Annotated in this window: 19 protein-coding genes; 17 read left to right on the forward strand and 2 right to left on the reverse strand. The window is 71.5% G+C overall.

Annotated features, from left to right (window positions below; translation table 11 throughout):
* Positions 1-359 precede the first annotated feature (359 nt).
* The 4 genes from dop to prcA all read left to right on the forward strand — a co-directional run bounded on the left by dop (position 360) and on the right by prcA (position 4,072).
* Positions 360-1,871 carry a depupylase/deamidase Dop gene (dop, locus tag AC07A6_RS36670; protein WP_362472091.1) on the forward strand — a complete coding sequence of 504 codons (1,512 nt, stop codon included), beginning with the start codon at positions 360-362 and terminating at the stop codon, positions 1,869-1,871.
* A gap of 184 nt (positions 1,872-2,055) precedes the next feature.
* Positions 2,056-2,268 (forward strand): ubiquitin-like protein Pup, encoded by a 213-nt coding sequence (locus tag AC07A6_RS36675; RefSeq protein ID WP_042803062.1) that lies wholly within the window; start codon positions 2,056-2,058, stop codon positions 2,266-2,268.
* 156 nt (positions 2,269-2,424) lie between these two features.
* The gene (gene prcB / locus AC07A6_RS36680) at positions 2,425-3,264 is read left to right on the forward strand and encodes a proteasome subunit beta (protein ID WP_125816224.1); all 840 of its coding nucleotides are present in this window, start codon (positions 2,425-2,427) and stop codon (positions 3,262-3,264) included.
* Between the two features lie 43 nt (positions 3,265-3,307).
* The gene (gene prcA / locus AC07A6_RS36685; protein WP_362472096.1) at positions 3,308-4,072 is read left to right on the forward strand and encodes a proteasome subunit alpha; all 765 of its coding nucleotides are present in this window, start codon (positions 3,308-3,310) and stop codon (positions 4,070-4,072) included.
* Positions 4,073-4,146: 74 nt separating this feature from the next.
* Here prcA and AC07A6_RS36690 read toward each other — a convergent pair whose 3' ends face one another.
* Entirely contained in the window at positions 4,147-5,145 is a 999-nt protein-coding gene (locus tag AC07A6_RS36690) for a LacI family DNA-binding transcriptional regulator (RefSeq protein ID WP_478780011.1), read from the reverse strand.
* A gap of 137 nt (positions 5,146-5,282) precedes the next feature.
* On the opposite strand from AC07A6_RS36690, the gene AC07A6_RS36695 reads away from it, so the two are divergent.
* From AC07A6_RS36695 to AC07A6_RS36755, 13 genes are all read left to right on the forward strand, one after another.
* Complete coding sequence (locus tag AC07A6_RS36695) at positions 5,283-6,533, forward strand: MFS transporter (RefSeq protein ID WP_362472103.1); 1,251 nt, start codon at positions 5,283-5,285, stop codon at positions 6,531-6,533.
* Between the two features lie 58 nt (positions 6,534-6,591).
* Positions 6,592-7,953: a Pup--protein ligase gene (pafA, locus tag AC07A6_RS36700; protein WP_478780012.1), complete on the forward strand. Its 1,362-nt coding sequence runs from the start codon at positions 6,592-6,594 to the stop codon at positions 7,951-7,953.
* A gap of 129 nt (positions 7,954-8,082) precedes the next feature.
* Positions 8,083-9,087: an FKBP-type peptidyl-prolyl cis-trans isomerase gene (locus tag AC07A6_RS36705; protein ID WP_362472109.1), complete on the forward strand. Its 1,005-nt coding sequence runs from the start codon at positions 8,083-8,085 to the stop codon at positions 9,085-9,087.
* Between the two features lie 31 nt (positions 9,088-9,118).
* Positions 9,119-9,508 carry an FKBP-type peptidyl-prolyl cis-trans isomerase gene (locus AC07A6_RS36710; protein WP_401252199.1) on the forward strand — a complete coding sequence of 130 codons (390 nt, stop codon included), beginning with the start codon at positions 9,119-9,121 and terminating at the stop codon, positions 9,506-9,508.
* A gap of 126 nt (positions 9,509-9,634) precedes the next feature.
* The gene (locus AC07A6_RS36715; RefSeq protein ID WP_385762278.1) at positions 9,635-10,591 is read left to right on the forward strand and encodes a helix-turn-helix transcriptional regulator; all 957 of its coding nucleotides are present in this window, start codon (positions 9,635-9,637) and stop codon (positions 10,589-10,591) included.
* A gap of 47 nt (positions 10,592-10,638) precedes the next feature.
* Positions 10,639-11,607, forward strand: coding sequence for a helix-turn-helix transcriptional regulator (locus AC07A6_RS36720; protein WP_125600214.1), 969 nt, complete (start codon positions 10,639-10,641; stop codon positions 11,605-11,607).
* A 15-nt stretch (positions 11,608-11,622) separates the two neighbouring features.
* On the forward strand, positions 11,623-11,856 hold the full coding sequence (locus tag AC07A6_RS36725) for a CpXC domain-containing protein (RefSeq protein ID WP_007263172.1): 234 nt from the start codon (positions 11,623-11,625) through the stop codon (positions 11,854-11,856).
* 22 nt (positions 11,857-11,878) lie between these two features.
* Positions 11,879-12,079 (forward strand): hypothetical protein, encoded by a 201-nt coding sequence (locus tag AC07A6_RS36730; protein ID WP_362472120.1) that lies wholly within the window; start codon positions 11,879-11,881, stop codon positions 12,077-12,079.
* A gap of 210 nt (positions 12,080-12,289) precedes the next feature.
* Complete coding sequence (gene tatA / locus AC07A6_RS36735) at positions 12,290-12,580, forward strand: Sec-independent protein translocase subunit TatA (RefSeq protein WP_386272847.1); 291 nt, start codon at positions 12,290-12,292, stop codon at positions 12,578-12,580.
* Positions 12,581-12,634: 54 nt separating this feature from the next.
* Positions 12,635-13,600: a twin-arginine translocase subunit TatC gene (tatC, locus tag AC07A6_RS36740; RefSeq protein ID WP_362472123.1), complete on the forward strand. Its 966-nt coding sequence runs from the start codon at positions 12,635-12,637 to the stop codon at positions 13,598-13,600.
* 17 nt (positions 13,601-13,617) lie between these two features.
* Positions 13,618-14,505: a diacylglycerol kinase gene (locus tag AC07A6_RS36745; RefSeq protein WP_478780013.1), complete on the forward strand. Its 888-nt coding sequence runs from the start codon at positions 13,618-13,620 to the stop codon at positions 14,503-14,505.
* Positions 14,506-14,551: 46 nt separating this feature from the next.
* The gene (locus tag AC07A6_RS36750) at positions 14,552-17,404 is read left to right on the forward strand and encodes a DEAD/DEAH box helicase (RefSeq protein WP_478780014.1); all 2,853 of its coding nucleotides are present in this window, start codon (positions 14,552-14,554) and stop codon (positions 17,402-17,404) included.
* A gap of 91 nt (positions 17,405-17,495) precedes the next feature.
* Positions 17,496-18,191: a TetR/AcrR family transcriptional regulator gene (locus AC07A6_RS36755; RefSeq protein ID WP_362472133.1), complete on the forward strand. Its 696-nt coding sequence runs from the start codon at positions 17,496-17,498 to the stop codon at positions 18,189-18,191.
* Here the strand turns inward: AC07A6_RS36755 and AC07A6_RS36760 are convergent.
* Positions 18,136-19,104 (reverse strand): pseudouridine synthase, encoded by a 969-nt coding sequence (locus tag AC07A6_RS36760; RefSeq protein WP_362472136.1) that lies wholly within the window; start codon positions 19,102-19,104, stop codon positions 18,136-18,138. The genes AC07A6_RS36755 and AC07A6_RS36760 overlap by 56 nt on opposite strands.
* Positions 19,105-19,110: the final 6 nt, after the last annotated feature.

Below are 19,110 nucleotides of genomic sequence, written 5' to 3' on the forward strand. Positions count from 1 at the left end.
CCCACCCCCCCCCCCCCCCCCCCCCCCCCCCCCCCCCCCCCCCCCCCCCCCCCCCCCCCCCCCCCCCCACCCCCCCCCCTCCCCCCCCCCCCCCCCCCCCCCCCCCCCCCCCCCCCCCCCCCCGGCCGACTGCTTTACCGCCCCGCATTCGCCGCCGGCCTCGGGCCCGCCCTTTTCAGCCGGTGACGAGGCGAATTCAATGACTGAAATGATCTCCCCACCAGCGCGGAGTGGTTCTAGGCTCTTCCGTACCGCCGGTCGCGCAGTGCGGGGACGGGCACCGCACACGACGCACCGGAGCACCAGCGGTACTTGAGCGCCGCTCCCGAACGGGAGCGCCGCCGGGCAAGGAGGGCCGCATGACCGTACGGCGAGTAATGGGGATCGAAACGGAGTACGGGATCTCCGTTCCGGGGCACCCGAACGCCAATGCCATGCTCACCTCGTCCCAGATCGTCAACGCATACGCGGCGGCGATGCACCGGGCGCGACGCGCCCGCTGGGATTTCGAGGAGGAGAATCCGCTGCGGGACGCCCGCGGCTTCGACCTCGCCCGCGAGGCCGCCGACAGCAGCCAGCTGACCGACGAGGACATCGGCCTCGCCAACGTCATCCTCACGAACGGCGCGCGCCTCTACGTCGACCACGCCCACCCCGAGTACAGCTCGCCCGAGGTCACCAACCCCCTCGACGCCGTGCTCTGGGACAAGGCCGGCGAGCGGATCATGGCCGAGGCCGCCGAGCGGGCCGCCCAGCTGCCCGGTGCCCAGCCGATCCACCTCTACAAGAACAACACCGACAACAAGGGCGCCTCCTACGGCACGCACGAGAACTACCTGATGAAGCGGGAGACCCCCTTCTCGGACATCGTGCGCCACCTGACCCCCTTCTTCGTCTCCCGCCAGGTCGTCACCGGAGCCGGCCGCGTCGGCATCGGCCAGGACGGCCGCGAGCACGGCTTCCAGATCAGCCAGCGGGCGGACTACTTCGAGGTCGAGGTCGGGCTGGAGACCACCCTCAAGCGGCCCATCATCAACACCCGCGACGAACCCCACTCGGACGCCGAGAAGTACCGCCGCCTCCACGTGATCATCGGCGACGCGAACCTCTCCGAGATCTCCACGTACCTCAAGCTGGGCACGACCGCGCTCGTCCTGTCCATGATCGAGGACGGCTTCATCAACGTCGACCTCGCCGTGGACCAGCCCGTCCGCACCCTCCACCAGGTCTCCCACGACCCGGACCTCCAGCACCTCATCACGCTGCGCAGCGGGCGCACCCTGACCGCCGTGCAGCTCCAGATGGAGTACTTCGAGCTGGCCAGGAAGTACGTGGACGAGCGGTTCGGGACTGACGCGGACGAGCAGACCAAGGACGTCCTGACCCGCTGGGAGGACGTACTGGGCCGGCTGGAGACCGACCCGATGAGCCTGGCGGGGGAGCTCGACTGGATCGCCAAGCGGGAGATCCTGGAGGGCTACCGCCGCCGTGACGGACTGGGCTGGGACGCGGCGCGCCTGCACCTCGTGGACCTCCAGTACTCGGACGTGCGGCCCGAGAAGGGCCTGTACAACCGCCTGGTCGCCCGCGGCAAGATGAAGCGGCTGCTGGAGGAGCCGGCCGTGGAGCGGGCCGAGGGCAAGCCCCCGGAGGACACCCGCGCCTACTTCCGCGGCCGCTGCCTGGAGCAGTACGCGGACGACGTCGCGGCGGCCTCCTGGGACTCGGTGATCTTCGACCTCCCGGGCCGCGACTCCCTCCAGCGGGTCCCGACCATGGAACCCCTCCGGGGGACCCGCAACCACGTCAAGGAGCTCCTGGACCGCTGCCGCACGGCGGAGGACCTGGTCCGGGTGCTTTCGGGACAGTGAGTGGCGCCTTCGGGGCCTGAAAGGCCTCCGGTCCGGGAATCATGAAGGAACCCGGACGTTGTGAAAGTACGGGGACGAATACCGGACCCTCCTTGTAGGGTCCGACGTAGGGTCTGATCTTGAGAGGTCCCGAATCCCGGGGTCTCTCCGTGTGAGCGTGCGAACCGAGCGGGGTGAGGTAGACATGGCGACCAAGGACACCGGCGGCGGACAGCAGAAGGCCACTCGCTCGACCGAGGAGGTCGAGGAGCAGGCCGCGGAAGCGCAGTCCGACCTCAAGGAGCGGCAGGAGAAGCTCTCCGACGACGTCGACTCCGTGCTGGACGAGATCGACGACGTGCTCGAGGAGAATGCCGAGGACTTCGTGCGGTCCTTCGTGCAAAAGGGTGGCCAGTAGGCCCCTTCGGCCTTCGAATCGAAGGCTCGACTGCCTTGGTGATCATCAGACGGGTATGGTCCGAGGCGCACCGTCCGGCTGCCGCGCAGCCATGGGGCAGTACAAGGATCGGCGGGACGTCATACGGCGTGCAGCCGCTTACGTGGAAGGAAACCTGTGGAACCCAACACTCGTAGCACAGGGCGTCTACCGGCAGCCTTCCTGACGCCGGGGTCGTCGTCCTTCATGGACTTCCTGGGCGCGCATGCGCCCGAGATGCTGCCGGGGAACCGGAAGCTTCCCGAGGGGATCGTCGAGGCGCCGCACGGGACGACCATCGTCGCCGCCACCTTCCCCGGCGGGGTCGTGCTCGCCGGTGACCGGCGGGCGACCATGGGGAACATGATCGCGCAGCGGGACATCGAGAAGGTGTTCCCGGCCGACGAGTACTCCGCGGTCGGCATCGCCGGTACGGCCGGCCTGGCCGTGGAGATGGTCAAGCTGTTCCAGCTGGAGCTGGAGCACTTCGAGAAGGTGGAGGGGGCGACCCTTTCGCTGGAGGGCAAGGCGAACCGGCTCTCGACCATGATCCGGAGCAATCTGGGGATGGCCATGCAGGGTCTCGCCGTCGTGCCGCTCTTCGCGGGCTACGACGAGGCCAAGGAGAAGGGCCGGATCTTCTCCTACGACGTGACCGGCGGCCGCTCCGAGGAGCACGGCTACGCCGCCACCGGTTCCGGTTCGATCTTCGCCCGGGGTTCGATGAAGAAGCTGTACCGCCCCGACCTGTCGGAGGAGCAGGCCACCACGCTGGTCGTGCAGGCGCTGTACGACGCCGCCGACGACGACTCGGCGACCGGCGGCCCGGACCTGTACCGCCACATCTACCCCATCGTCACCGTCATCACCGACGAGGGCTTCCGCAGGCTGGACGAGGACGAGTCGCAGGCGCTCGCCCGCAAGGTGACGGACCGTCGGCTCCAGGAGCCCGACGGACCGCGTGCCGCCCTGCTCTGACCAGTCCTCGTCTCGTCGCCCAGAAGAAAGGGACGGATAACCGGTGTCGACTCCGTTCTATGTGTCACCCCAGCAGGCCATGGCCGACCGGGCGGAATACGCCCGGAAGGGCATCGCCCGCGGCCGCAGCCTCGTCGTGCTGCAGTACGCCGACGGCATCGTGTTCGTCGGCGAGAACCCGTCCCGTGCGCTGCACAAGTTCAGCGAGATCTACGACCGGATCGGCTTCGCGGCCGCCGGCAAGTACAACGAGTACGAGAACCTGCGGATCGGCGGCGTGCGCTACGCCGATCTGCGCGGGTACACCTACGACCGTGACGACGTGACGGCGCGCGGTCTGGCGAACGTGTACGCGCAGACGCTCGGCACCATCTTCTCCTCGGCCGGTGAGAAGCCGTACGAGGTGGAGCTGGTCGTCGCCGAGGTCGGTGCGACGGCCGCCGGGGACCAGATCTACCGGCTGCCGCACGACGGCTCGATCGTGGACGAGCACGGCTCGGTCGCGGTCGGCGGCAACGCCGAGCAGATCAGCACCTACCTCGACCAGCGCCACCAGGATGGGATGACCCTGCCCGACGCGCTGAAGCTGGCGGTGCAGGCGCTGTCGAGCCAGGCGAACGGTGCGGACAAGACCATTCCGGCGGAGCGGCTGGAGGTCGCGGTGCTGGACCGGACGCGGTCGCAGCAGCGCAAGTTCAAGCGGATCCGGGGCCGGCAGCTGGCGCGGCTGCTGGAGGCGGACGTTCCGGCGGCGGCCCAGGCGGATGCCGTCTCGAACGACGAGGTGTCGGAGGACGACGCCGAGTAGGTCCGAGCAGGCCGTGTGGTGCGTGGGCCCCGGTCCGATTCCCTGTGGGGGTCGGGCCGGGGCCCACGTGCGTTTCAGGGCGCCGGGGCGGGGCCCGTGGAGTCGCGGACGGTGAGGGCGACGGGGATGTCGGGGGCGGTCCAGGGGGTGCCGTCGAGGACGGCGAGGAGGGCGGTCATGCCCTGTTCGCCGACGCGCTCGGCGGGCAGGGCGACGGTGGTGAGCTCGGGTTCCACGGCGGTGGCGAGGGCGAGGTCGTCGACGCCGGTGACGGAGAGGTCCTCGGGGACGCGCAGGCCCAGGCGGCGGGCGGCCTTGCAGACGCCGGCGGCGAGGATGTCGTCGTCGCAGACGACGGCGGTGGGCCGGTCCCGGGGGTCGGCCAGGGCGGTCCCGGCGGCCTCCCGGGCGGCGTCGACGGTGAGCGCGGCCCGGGCGCCGCGCAGGGTGGCATGGGGGCGCAGGAGGGCGGCGAGGGCGTCGGCGCGGATGTCGAAGGTCCAGGAGTCGACGTCGGCGGCGAGGTGGAGGAAGCGGCGGTGGCCGAGGCCGAGGAGGTGTTCGGTGACCTGGCGCATGCCGTCGGTGATGGCGAGGTTGACGTGGGCGGCGGCGCGGCCGGAGGCGGGGTCGCTGTCGAGCATGACGAGGGGGAGGCCGTCGCCGCCGAGGGCTTCGAGGGCGTCGGTGGCCATGGAGGAGGCGATGACGCCGTCGAGGGCGGCGCGGGCGGAGGCGAAGGGGTCGCGGGCGGGGCCGGTGCCTTCGGGGGAGGGGTAGAGGACGACGCCGAAGCCGTGTTCTGCGGCGACGCGGGCGGCGCCGGTGTAGACGCGGGCGAAGAACTCGTTGGTGAGGGCGGGGACGACGAGGAGGGCGGTGCGGGTGCTGCCGAGGCGGAGGTTGCGGGCGGCGAGGTTGGGGCGGTAGCCGAGGGTGGTGGCGGCTTCGCGGACGAGGGCGGCGGTGCGTTCGGAGACGCGGCCGCGCCATTTGTCGCCGAGGACGAGGGAGACGGTGGCCTGGGAGACCCCGGCGGCGGTGGCGACGTCGCGGCTGGTGGGTCTCGTCACAGGCAGCTCCTGAAATGCGAGGTGGGGCGGGTTCGGTTGGTTCGCCGGGTGGACCCCGTGTCTGCCGCCATGGTACGTATGACCTGTCTCGTTATACGTATTACCCCGGGCGATGATCCGGGCAGAAGGGGGCGGTCATGGCCGCGGGTTACGCGGAGCTGCTCAGGACCAGGTACGCCGCCAGGCTGCTGGCGGGCACCCTGATAGGCCGGCTGCCGAACGCCACGGCGGCGATCGCGATCGTCCTCTTCGTCCGGGACCAGGGCGGCAGCTACAGCCTGGCGGGCGCGCTGGCGGCCGTGTACGGCCTCGCCAACGCCGTCGGCCAGCCGCTGCTGGGCCGGGCGGTGGACCTGTACGGGCAGCCGCGCGTGCAGCTGCCCGCGGCGCTGGTGTCGGCGGCGGGCATGGTCTGGCTGGCGCTGGCCGGCACGGACTCGGTGGGCGCCGCGTACTCCGCGATGGTGCTCTCAGGCCTCTTCACCCCGCCGCTGGAGGGCGGCCTGCGGGCGCTGTGGCCGGGGGTGCTCGGCGGCCGCGAGGAGCGGGTGCACGCGGCGTACGCGATGGACGCGGTGGCCCAGGAGATCATGTACACGGTCGGGCCGCTGCTGGTCACCCTGTGCGTGGCGCTGTGGTCCCCGGCGGTGGCGCTGCTCGTGCTGAACGGCGTCGGTCTGCTCGGCGTGCTGATGGTGGTGCTCTCGGAGCCCTCGCGGACCTGGCGCTCCGCGCCGCGCGAGGCGCACTGGCTGGGCGCGCTGCGCTCGCGCGGGCTGCTGGCGCTGCTGGGTGCGTTCTTCTTCGTCGGCATGGCGCTGGGCTCGATCGCGGTGGCGGCGGTGGCGTACGCCGACGAGAACGGCGGCCAGGCGGTGTACGGCTGGCTGATGGCGGCGCTGGGTCTGGGCGCGCTGGTCGGCGGCGTGTTCTACGGGGCGCGGCAGTGGGCCGGGGCCCCGGAGCGGCGGCTGCGGCTGCTGGTGGCGCTGCTGGCCGTCTGCTACCTGCCGCTGCTGCTGGACGTGGGTCCGGTGGCGATGACGGCGCTGGCGGCGCTGGCGGGCGTGTTCCTGGCGCCTTCGCTGGCGTGCGCGTTCATCGTGGTGGACCGGCACGCGCCGACGGGCACGGTGACGGAAGCCTTCTCCTGGCTGGTGACCTTCTTCGGCGTCGGCGCGGCCATCGGTACGGCGGCGACGGGTCCGGCGCTGGAACAGGGCGGTGTGGCGGCCGGTTTCGCGGTGGCCTGCGGTGGAGGCGCGGCGGCGCTGCTGGTGCTGATGCTGACTCAGCGGGCGATGGCCGGTACGGGCCGCAGCCGGGCGGTGGCGGGGTCGGCGGAGGGTGCGGCGGAGCCCGCCCGGGAGCCGTTGATCAAGAACTGACCGGAACGCCGTTCTCGAACTCGGTTTCAGAAGTGTGCGGAAGGCGTAATGTTCAGTCATGGACCGCCGCATTTTCGGGCTGGAGAACGAGTACGGCGTCACGTGCACGTTCAGGGGACAGCGCCGACTGTCTCCTGACGAAGTGGCGCGCTACCTCTTCCGCCGTGTCGTGTCATGGGGCCGCAGCAGCAATGTCTTCCTGCGGAACGGCGCCCGCCTCTACCTCGACGTGGGTTCGCATCCGGAATATGCAACACCGGAATGCGACAACCTGACCGAACTGGTCACTCACGACAAGGCGGGCGAGCGCATTCTCGAAGGCCTGCTCGTCGACGCCGAACGCCGCCTGCACGAGGAGGGAATCGCGGGCGACGTCTACCTCTTCAAGAACAACACCGACTCGGCGGGCAATTCGTACGGCTGCCACGAGAACTATCTCGTGGCCCGGCACGGAGAATTCTCCCGCCTGGCGGACATCCTGATTCCGTTCCTCGTCACGCGGCAGCTGATCTGCGGCGCGGGCAAGGTGCTGCAGACGCCCAGGGGCGCGGTCTACTGCGTCAGCCAGCGGGCCGAGCACATCTGGGAGGGCGTCAGCTCCGCCACGACCCGTTCCCGTCCGATCATCAACACCCGCGACGAGCCGCACGCCGACGCGGAGCGCTACCGCAGGCTGCACGTCATCGTCGGCGACTCGAACATGTCCGAGACGACGATGCTGCTCAAGGTGGGCGCCACCGACCTCGTCCTGCGCATGATCGAGGCGGGGACGGTGATGCGGGACCTGACCCTGGAGAACCCGATCCGGGCGATCCGGGAGGTCAGCCACGACATCACGGGCCAGCGCAAGGTGCGCCTGGCCTCCGGCCGGGAGGCCTCGGCGCTGGAGATCCAGCGGGAGTACTTCGACAAGGCCCTCGACTTCGCCGACCGGCGGGGCATCAACACCGGCGTCGTGGCGCAGGTCCTGGAACTGTGGGGCCGCACCCTGGAGGCCGTCGAGACGGAGGACCTGGACCGGATCAGCACGGAGATCGACTGGGTGATGAAGTACCAGCTGATCGAGCGGTACCGGGCGAAGAACAACATGACGATGTCCAACCCGCGGGTCGCCCAGATAGACCTCGCGTACCACGACATCCACCGCCGCCGGGGCCTGTACTACCTGCTGGAGCGCAGGGGGCAGGCGGCGCGGGTGTGCAACGACCTGAAGATCTTCGAGGGCAAGTCGGTGCCCCCGCAGACGACCAGGGCCAGGCTGCGCGGCGACTTCATCCGCCGGGCGCAGGAGCAGCGGCGGGACTTCACGGTCGACTGGGTGCACCTGAAGCTCAATGACCAGGCGCAGCGCACGGTGCTGTGCAAGGACCCGTTCCGGTCGGTGGACGACCGGGTGGAGAAGCTCATCGCCGGGATGTGACGCGGTCCGGCAGGGGACCCCGTACGCGGTGGCGTACGGGGTTCCCGCACGCCACCGCCTTGTCGCGCAGGGGTCAGCCCGTAGAGTGGGCCGCTACGACGGACCATTCCAGCGACCCTGAGGACCATTGTGCGACGCCGACTTGCTGCCGCGCTCATCGTGCCGGCTCTGATGCTCACCGCGGCCTGCGGAGGGGGCGACGACGAGAAGAAGGAGTCCTCGGCGTCCCCGTCGGCCAGTGCCCCCAAGACCGAGGTGCCGAAGCCGGTGGCGTCGGCCGACCCGATGCCGACGGTCGCCGGCGAGGCCGGCAAGAAGGCGGAGATCACCGTTCCCAAGGGCGAGCCGAGCGGCAAGTTCGTGGTGAACACCCTCAAGGAGGGCACCGGGCCGGAGATCAAGAAGGACGATCTCGTGGTCACGAAGTACACGGGCAAGGTCTGGAAGAGCGGCAAGGAGCTGAGCGGCTCCTACGACGAGAACGGCCAGCCGCTCGTCGTTCCGGCCGGTTCGCCGCAGATCCTGCCGCTGTTCAGCGACGCGGTGCTGGGCAAGAAGGTCGGCAGCCGTCTGCTGGTCGTGGCCCCGCCGGCGGCGGCCTTCGGTGAGCAGGGCCAGCCGCAGCTGGGCGTCGGCCCGAAGGACAACCTGGTGTTCGTCCTCGACGTGGACTCCGTGCTGCCGAAGAAGGCCGAGGGCACGCAGGCGCCGATCCCGTCCGACCTGCCGCAGGTGAAGGCCGACGAGGACAAGGCCGCGACGATCACGATCCCGAAGAACGACCCGCCGAAGGAGCTGGTCGACAAGGTCCTGATCGAGGGCAAGGGTCCCGAGGTCAAGAACGGCCAGACCGTCTACATGCAGTACAGCGGTGCGGCCTGGGCCCCGAACCAGGGCAAGGACTCGGCGAAGCTGTTCGACACCTCGTGGAAGACCGGGCAGCCGTTCTCGACGAAGATCGGCCAGGGTCAGGTCATCGAGGGCTGGGACAAGGGCCTGGTGGGCAAGAAGGTCGGCAGCCGCGTGCTGCTGGTGATCCCGCCGGAGATGGCGTACAAGGACCAGGCCAAGGGTGAGGACCTGCCGGCCAACTCCACCCTCGTCTTCGTCGTCGACATCGTCGGAGCAGTGTAAGACTGTTCCGGTTGTACATCGTTTCGTACGTATGAGGAGCAGTTCCGTGCGCGAGCTCGAGAAGCCCGAGATCGACTTCCCCGAGGGTCCGGTCCCGACCGACCTGGTCATCGAGGACATCTGGGAGGGCGACGGCCCGGTGGCCGAGGCCGGCAAGAAGGTCTCCGTCCACTACGTGGGCGTGGCCTTCTCCTCCGGTGAGGAGTTCGACGCCTCCTGGAACCGCGGCGCCCCGCTGCAGTTCATCCTGGGCATCGGCCAGGTCATCCCGGGCTGGGACCAGGGCGTCCAGGGCATGAAGGTCGGCGGCCGTCGCAAGCTGACGATCCCGGCCCACCTCGCCTACGGCGACCGGGGTGCCGGCGGCGCCATCAAGCCGGGCGAGACGCTGATCTTCGTCTGCGACCTGATGGGCGTCTGATCTCACCCGCTGTGATCGACGAGGGCCCCTGCCGTGAGGCGGGGGCCCTCGCTTTTGCCGGGGACCGCGGGGGCGGTACGGTCAACGGTCACGAGTGTGTGCCGAAGAGTGGGGGGAAGGGCGTCGATGGCGATCGCCAAGGCCGAGCGGCTGATGAACCTGGCGCTGTGCCTGCTGGGGACGCGTCGTCCCCTCAGCAAGCGTGAGCTGCGCGGTTCCATCGAGGCCTACCTCGAAGCGGGGAACGACGAGTCGTTCAACCGGATGTTCGAGCGGGACAAGGACGATCTGCGAGAGCTCGGTCTGGTGATCGAGACGGTGGAGAACCTGGAGGGCGAGACGGGCTACCTGGCCCGCCGGGACAGCAACCGGCTGCCGCCCGTCTCCCTCGACGCCGAGGAGGCCGCCGCCCTGGGGCTGGCGGCCAAGGTGTGGCAGCAGGCCCGGCTGGCCGGGGCGGCCAGTGGCGCCCTGCAGAAGCTCCGGGCCGGCGGGATGCCGGAGGCCGGTGATCCGTACGAGGGCCAGCACAGCGCCATCGAACCGCGGATCCCCGTCCACGAGGCGGCCTTCGAGCCCCTCATGCTGGCCTGCCGCGACCGGCGGCCGGTGGTGTTCGAGTACCGCAAGTCCAACGCCGCCCGCCCCGAGCCCCGCCAGGTGGAGCCGTGGGCCCTGGAGTGCTGGCGCGGCCACTGGTACCTGGCCGGCTACGACCGCGACCGCGGGGCGGAGCGGGTCTTCCGGCTCTCCCGGATCACCGGCAAGGTCCGCTCCCGGGCCGGGAAGTACACCGCCGACGTACCGGACGTGGTGACCGTGCGGGAGACCGTGGCGGCCTGGGCCGGCGAGGGCGCCGAGCGGTCGGCGCTGATCCGGCTGCGCTCCGGGGCGGGCTATCCGCTGCGGGCCAAGGCCACCGCCGTGCGCGAGGGCGGCGACGGCTGGGACGAGCTGGAGATCCCCTACGGGCACGGGCTGGACGCCTGGCTCGTGGAGTTCGGCCCCGACGTCGTCGTGGTCGGGCCGGCGGACCTGCGGGCCGACGTGGTGGACCGGCTGCGCGCCGTCGCCCAGGGCTGAACCCGAACAACTACAGCAGCAACGCCCTGAGGGGGAGACGTAGCAGCATGGCCGCCAACGCCATCGACCAGACCCGCCGGATGCTGTCCCTGGTGACCTACCTGCGCGAGCGCCCGGGCGCGCACGTCGCGGACGTCGCCCGCGCCTTCGGGATCACCGAGGACGAGCTGATCTCGGACCTCGACGTGCTGCCCATGTGCGGGACCAGCTTCCGCGGCGGGGACCTGCTCGACATCGACACCGACGGCGACCGCATCTGGTGGCACAACGCCGACGCCTCGGGGGAGTCCACCGCCGAGCCGCTCCGGCTCGCCGCCGACGAGGCCACCTCCCTGCTGGTCGCCGCCCGGGCGGTGGCGACCCTGCCGGGGCTGCGCGAGAGCGACCGGGACGCGCTGCTGCGGGCCACCGCCAAGCTGGAGGCGGCCGCCGGCGAGGCCGCCGGGGCCAGCTCCCGGCTGTCGGTGACCTTCGAGTCCGAGGGCGGGGTCTTCGCGGACGTCGACCGGGCCATCTCCGAACGGCGCCGGCTCTGGCTGCGCTACTACTCGCCCGCCCGTGACGAGCTCACCGAGCGCACCGTCGACCCGATCCGGCTCTTCGCGGTCGGGCACACGTACCTGGAGGGGTGGTGCCACCTCTCCGAGGCCCGGCGCACCTTCCGGCTCGACCGGGTCGCCGAGATCCGCCTCCTCGACGAGCGGGCCGAGCCGCCCGCCATCGAACCCCGCGACCTGTCGGTGGGCCTGGTGCAGCCGGCCGCCGAGGACCCGGAGGTGGTGGTCGAGGTGGGCCCCGGCGGACGCTGGGTCGCCGAGTACTACCCGCACGACAGCGCCGAGGAGCTCACCGACGGCGGCCTGCGGATCACGCTGCGCAGCCCCGACCCGGCGTCGCTGCGCCGGCTCGCGCTGCGCCTGGGCCGCGACGGGCGGATCGTGTCGCCGCCGGAGCTGGCGGACAGCGCCCGGAAGGCCGCTGGAGAGGCACTCGCGGGGTACGGGGAACAGGTCTAGAGGGAGCGGGGAGCGATGTCGCGATCAGCAGGTCTCGTACCGGTCACGTTCAAGGCGGCATGTCCCGAGTGCCGGGCGCGCTTCGAGCTCGCGGCGGACGCGCTGCGCCTGGCGATCGGCGGCAGCCGGCGCGCCACCTTCTACTCCTTCACCTGCCCCGAGTGCGCGGCGGCCGTCCGCAAACCGGCCGGTGAGCGCATCGTGGAGCTGCTGACGGGCGGGGGAGTGAGCACCCTGCGCAGCGTGTGAGGGCGGGCGATAGGCTCTTGGCATGCTGTGGCCGATGCTCGCGATCGCCCTGGGATTCCTCGGGCTCGCCGTCCTGTCCGTCCTCGCCCTGCGGGTCTTCCTGGAGGTGCGGCGGCTGTCCGGGCAGGTCGCGCTGGCCAGCCGCCGGATCACCGAGGCCTCGGGCGACCTGGAACGGGCCGCCGCCGACCTCGCCCGGGCCGGGCGGGCGGCGGCTCCGTAGCGGTCGCGCCACGAGCATGTAGTCCTCTGGATATGGAAACCGCGGAGCCGGACCCGTACCGTCGGTGCGGCAGGCAATCGTGGAGACCCCCGGGGATTGCCGGGCGTTAACCCTCGGGGGTTACGATCCATGTCAGAGCGGTACCGGATCTTTGTCCGGTATCGCCCAAGGCCACCACAACCAGCCGTTTCGGTGAGAAGGAAGACACACATGATCGGCAATCTGAAGCCCCTTGAGATCCTTCTGATCATCGCTGTCATCGTGCTGCTGTTCGGCGCCAAGAAGCTCCCCGAGATGGCCCGCTCGCTCGGCAAGTCGGCCCGCATCCTCAAGAGCGAGGCCAAGGCGATGAAGAAGGACGGCGAAGCCGAGGCCGACGCCGCTCCGGCCGCCGACCAGTCCGCGCAGCAGCCCGTGGCCCCCCGCACCATCCAGGCCGCGCCCGGTGACGTCACCAGCGCCCGGCCCGTGAACGAGACGAACCGCACCACCCAGGGCTGACGCGCGGCGGTCGCCCGTCACGACAGTCATCTGCAACGAGACAAGGGACGTGGGTTGCTCAAGTCTGCCCGCAAGCAGGGGAAAAAGGACCGGCAGGCGAAGGACGCCGAAGGGCGGATGCCGCTCGTCGAGCACCTGCGTGAGCTGAGGAACCGGCTGCTGAAGTCGGTTCTGGCGATCGTCGTGATCACGGTCGTCGCGGCCTGGTTCTACCGGCCGATCATCGACTTCCTGCTGGAACCGATGCTGTCGTCCGTGGGCTGCACCAACGGCGCCACGCACCAGCGCAACGGCGCCCCCTGCGCCGAGATGACCACCAACGGCCTCACCGCGCCCTTCTCCATCGCGCTGAAGGTCGGCCTGTCCGCGGGCATCGTGTTCTCCGCCCCGGTCTGGCTGTACCAGCTGTGGGCGTTCGCCGCCCCCGGCCTGCACAAGAACGAGAAGAAGTACGCGCTGAGCTTCGTCGCCGTCGGCGCGCCCCTCTTCGTCGCCGGCGCCGTCCTCGCGTACAAGATCCTGCCGCAGACGGCGGAGATCCTCCTCGGCTTCACCCCCGACCACGTCAAGAACCTGCTGCCGGTCGACGACTACCTCGACCTGGTCACGCGCATGGTCGTGGTCTTCGGCCTCGCCTTCGAGCTGCCGCTGATGCTGGTGCTGCTGAACTTCACCGGCGTCCTCACCGCGAAGCGGCTGGGCAGCTGGTGGCGCGCCATGGTGCTCGGCATCACGGTCTTCTCGGCCTTCGCGACGCCCACCGGCGACCCGCTCACCATGCTCACGCTGGCCTCCCCGATCGTCGCCCTGTACTTCATCGCCCTCGGCATCTGCCTGCTGAACGACCGCAGGCGCAAGCGCAATGACCCCGACGCCGGGCTCGACGACGACGAGGCCTCCGAGCTGGACCTGACCCCGGCCCCGATCGGCGCGGCGGAAGCCGCCCCGTCCGCCTCCGCGCTGCCCGGCCAGGACGACGGCGGACGCCGCCAGATCAACGGTTACGACGACGCCACCTGACAGGTAGGTTCCGGGGGGTGAGCGCTGAGATCACCCTCTTCGTCAATCCCACCGCGGGACGCGGCCGGGGCGCGCACGCCGCGCAGCCGGCCGCTTCCGCGCTCCGGGCCGCCGGCTTCTCCGTACGGACCGTCGTCGGCACCGACGCCGCCGACGCCTTGGCACGGCTGCGCGCCGCCGTCCGGGAGGGCACCGGCGCGGTGATCGCGGTCGGCGGCGACGGGGTGGTCTCCCTCGCCCTGCAGGCCCTGGCCGGGACGCTGGTCCCGCTCGGCGTGGTCGCGGCCGGCACCGGCAACGACTTCGCCCGCTCCCTCGGGCTGCCCGTGCGCGACCCCGCCGGCGCCGGGCGGCTGGCCGCCGGGGCCCTCAAGGAGAGCCGCGTCCGGGAGATCGACCTCGGGCGGGTCGCCGGCACCTGGTACGGGACCGTGCTGTGCTCCGGCTTCGACTCCCGGGTCAACGACCGCGGCAACCGCAGCCGGCTGCCGCTGGGCCGCTTCAAGTACGACCTGGCCATCGCACTGGAGCTGGCCGCCTTCCGGCCCTTCCCGTACCGGATCACCCTCGACGACGGCCCGGTCATCGAGACGGAGGCCACCCTCGTCGCCGTCGGCAACGGGACCTCTTACGGCGGCGGGATGCGCATATGCGCCGACGCCGAGCCCGACGACGGGCTCTTCGACGTCACCGTGGTCGGCGACTGCGGCCGCGGCACCCTGCTGAAGGTGTTCCCGCAGGTCTACAAGGGGACGCACCTGTCCCACCCCAAGGTCACCGTCCACCGCGCCGCCAGGGTCACCCTCGAAGCCCCGGACCTGACCGCCTACGCCGACGGGGAGCCGCTGGGCCCCCTTCCGGTGACCGCCGAGTGCGTCCCCGGGGCGGTCCGGCTCCTCACATAAATGATCGCGACTGTTGTCAGAGGCGGCGGGTAGGCTCGAAGACAAGATGACCGAAGAACTCTCACCCGCCGAGCGGTACGCCGCTGCCCGGATCCGCGCCGCCGAAGAGGCCTCCGCCCTGGCCCCCTTCCGCGAGATGTACGAATTCGACCTGGACCCGTACCAGATCGAGGCCTGTAAGGCACTGGAGGCCGGCAAGGGCGTCCTGGTGGCCGCCCCGACCGGCTCGGGCAAGACCATCGTGGGCGAGTTCGCCGTGCACCTCGCCCTCCAGCAGGGCCGCAAGTGCTTCTACACGACGCCCATCAAGGCCCTGTCCAACCAGAAGTACGCCGACCTCGTCAAGCGCTACGGCGCCGCCAAGGTGGGCCTGCTGACCGGTGACAACAGCGTCAACGGCGACGCCCCCGTGGTCGTGATGACCACCGAGGTGCTCCGCAACATGCTCTACGCGGGCTCCCAGGCGCTCAGCGGCCTCGGCTACGTCGTGATGGACGAGGTGCACTACCTCTCCGACCGGTTCCGCGGAGCCGTCTGGGAGGAAGTGATCATCCACCTCCCCGAGTCGGTGACCCTCGTCTCGCTCTCCGCGACCGTCTCCAACGCGGAGGAGTTCGGCGACTGGCTCGACACCGTCCGCGGCGACACCGAGGTCATCGTCTCCGAGGAGCGCCCCGTACCGCTGTGGCAGCACGTCATGGCCGGCCGGCGGATCTACGACCTCTTCGAGGAGGAGTCCGACCACGGAGGCCGCGGCTCCGCCCGCCGCGAGGTCAACCCCGACCTGCTGCGCATGGCCCGCGAGGAGAACAGCCGCAGCTACAGCCCCAAGGACCGGCGGCGCGGCAAGATGGTCCGCGAGGCCGACCGCGAGCGCGAACGCCGCTCCCGCAGCCGGATCTGGACCCCCGGCCGCCCCGAGGTGATCGCCCGCCTCGACAACGACAACCTGCTGCCCGCCATCAACTTCATCTTCAGCCGGGCCGGCTGCGAGGCCGCCGTCCAGCAGTGCCTGTACGCGGGCCTGCGGCTCAACGACGACACCGCGCGCCTGCAGGTCCGCGAGATCGTCGAGGAGCGGACCGCGTCCATCCCCGCCGAGGACCTCCACGTCCTCGGCTACTACGAGTGGCTCGAAGGCCTGGAGCGGGGCATCGCCGCGCACCACGCGGGCATGCTGCCCACCTTCAAGGAGGTCGTCGAGGAGCTGTTCGTACGCGGCCTCGTCAAGGCCGTCTTCGCCACCGAGACCCTCGCGCTCGGCATCAACATGCCCGCGCGCACGGTCATCCTGGAGAAGCTCGTCAAGTGGAACGGCGAGCAGCACGCCGACATCACCCCCGGCGAGTACACGCAGCTCACCGGCCGGGCCGGACGCCGCGGCATCGACGTCGAGGGCCACGCGGTGGTGCTGTGGCAGCGAGGCATGGACCCGGTGCAGCTCGCCGGTCTCGCCGGCACCCGCACCTATCCGCTGCGCTCCAGCTTCAAGCCCTCGTACAACATGGCCGTCAACCTGGTCTCCCAGTTCGGCCGGCACCGCTCCCGCGAACTGCTGGAGACCTCCTTCGCGCAGTTCCAGGCCGACCGCTCGGTCGTCGGGATCTCCCGCCAGGTCCAGCGCAACGAGGAGGGCCTGGAAGGCTACCGGGAGGGCATGACCTGCCACCTCGGCGACTTCGAGGAGTACGCGCGGCTGCGCCGCGACCTCAAGGACCGCGAGAACGACCTCGCCAAGCAGGGCGCGGCCCAGCGGCGGGCCCAGGCGGCCAGCTCGCTGGAGAAGCTCAAGCCGGGCGACGTCATCCACGTCCCCACCGGCAAGTTCGCAGGCCTCGCCCTGGTCCTGGACCCGGGCGTGCCGGGCGGCCGGAGCAACGGGCACCGCGGGTACGAGTACCACGAGGGCCCGCGCCCGCTGGTGCTCACCGCCGAGCGGCAGGTCAAGCGGCTCGCGCCGATCGACTTCCCGGTGCCGGTCGAGGCCATCGACCGGATGCGGATCCCCAAGACCTTCAACGCGCGCTCCCCGCAGTCCCGCAGGGACCTGGCGACGGCGCTGCGCAACAAGGCCGGCCACATCGACCCGAAGCGGCACCGCCCGGGCCGGGCCGCCGCGGCCGACGACCGCGAGATCACCCGGCTGCGCGCCGAGCTGCGGGCGCACCCCTGCCACGGCTGCGACGAGCGCGAGGACCACGCCCGCTGGGCGGAGCGCTACCACCGGCTCAAGCGGGACACGCAGCAGCTGGAGCGGCGCATCGAGGGCCGGACGAACACCATCGCCCGCACCTTCGACCGGATCCACGCGCTGCTCACCGAGCTGGACTACCTGCGCGAGGACGAGGTCACCGTGCACGGCAAGCGCCTGGCCCGGCTCTACGGCGAGCTGGACCTGCTGGCCTCGGAGTGCCTGCGCGAGGGCGTCTGGGAGGGCCTGAACCCCGCCGAACTGGCCGCCTGCGTCTCGGCGTTGGTCTTCGAGGCGCGGCAGTCCGACGACGCGGCCCCGCCCAAGGTGCCGAACGGCGCGGCGAAGACGGCGCTGGGCGAGATGGTCCGCATCTGGGGCCGGCTCGACGCGCTGGAGGAGGAGCACCGGATCAACCAGGCGGAGGGCGTGGGCCAGCGCGAGCCGGACCTCGGCTTCGCGTGGGCGGCCTACCAGTGGGCCTCCGACAAGAGCCTGGACGAGGTGCTGCGCGAGGCGGACATGCCGGCCGGCGACTTCGTGCGCTGGTGCAAGCAGGTCATCGACGTCCTCGGGCAGATCGCGCAGGCGGCCCCCGCCTCGACGGCTCCGCCGTCCTCGGCGGGCGGGAGCACGGTGGCGCGCAACGCCCGCAAGGCCGTCGACGCCCTGCTGCGGGGCGTAGTGGCCTACAGCTCGGTCGGCTAGGCGGTTTTGGGGCTTCGTCCGAAGCGGCTGATGGCCGGATCTGACCTCTTGCCATGATCGATCGCCGGTGTCCTGTGCGACGATCGGGCGTATGAGCGGGGGAACGGGCGAAGGCCCGAGACGGGTCGGTCGGCCGCGCGCCGACCAGCTGAGACGGGACAGCGGCCGGCCGCCGCGCGAGGAGCTCCTCTGCGCGGCGGCCGAACTGTTCACCGTCCGGGGGTACGCGGCCACCACCACCCGGGCGGTGGCCGAACGGGCCGGAATGCGCCAGGCCACGATGTACCACTACTTCGGCGGCAAGGAGGAACTCCTCGCCGAACTCCTGGAGTCCACGGTCGCGCCCTCGCTGGCGCTGGCGCGCCGGCTGCTGGCCGACACCGCCCGGCCGGCCGCCCTGCGGCTGTGGGAGCTGTGCCGCTCGGACGTGCTGCTGCTGTGCGGGGGCCCGTACGACCTGGGCGCCCTCTACCTGCTGCCCGAGCTGAGGGAGCCGCGGCTGGCGCGGTTCCGGCGGATGCGCGGGGAACTGCGCGACGGCTACCGGGCGTTGCTCGCCGACACCCCCGCCGGTGCCGCACTGGCCCGGGAGCGGGGCGGGCTGGCCCTGCGCAACGACCTGCTCTTCGGGCTGATCGAGGGCGTCATGCTGGTCCGCCGCTCCGATCCGGGGCGCCCCGTCGCGGCCTTCGCGGAGGCCGCCGCCGACGCGGCCCTGCGGATCGCCGGGCTCACGCCTCCGGGCCCGCCTCCCAGCCCGCCCGGTCCTCCCACGCCCGCAGGGTGAGCCCGGTCTCCAGCCGGTGCTCGACGCCGGTGACCGGATCGGTGAACGCCAGGGTCCGGGCCAGCAGCTGGAGCGGGCGCCGGTAGTCCGCCGGGTCCGCCGCCTCGGCGACCACCGGGTAGACGGGATCGCCCAGGATCGGCAGCCCCAGGGAGTTCATGTGCACCCGCAGCTGGTGGGTGCGGCCGGTGTGGGGGGTCAGCCGGTAGCGGCCCAGCCCGTCCCGTACGCCGGTGAGCTCGACCAGGCTCTCGGCGTTCGGCTCGGCGCCGGGCACCTCGACCGCCGCCATCACCCCGCGGGTCTTCTCGATGTGGCTGCGGACCAGCCGGGGCAGTTCCAGCGAGGGGTCGTGGGCCGCGAGGGCCTCGTACTCCTTGCGCACCCGGCGCTGCTGGAACAGCAGCTGGTACGCGCCGCGGTCCTCGGGCCGGATGCTGAACATCACCAGTCCGGCCGTCATCCGGTCCAGGCGGTGCGCGGGGCTCAGCTCCGGCAGGTCCAGCTCCCGGCGCAGCCGGGCCAGGGCGGTCTCGGTGACGTGGGTGCCGCGCGGGGTGGTCGCCAGGAAGTGCGGCTTGTCCACCACCAGGAGGTGCCGGTCGCGGTGGACCACGCCGATCGGGAAGGGCACGGCCGGCTCGGGCGGCATGTCCCGGTGGAACCAGAGCCAGCCGCCCGGCTCGTACGGGTCCTCGTGCCGCAGCACCCGCCCGCCTTCGCCCAGCACCCGGCCGGCGGCGAGCAGCCGGGCCATGGACTCGGAGCCGCGCGTGCCGGCGTACCGCTCGGTGAGGTAGGCGCCGAGCGTGGGCCAGCGGCCCTCGTGGTCGGGGGGCAGGCGCATCCGGACCGGGTCGATACCGGCCTGCTGGGGGAGGGGCGCGGGCGGGATGTGGGATCTGCGGGTCATCGGGAC

The organism is Streptomyces sp. NPDC044002 (assembly GCF_056434525.1).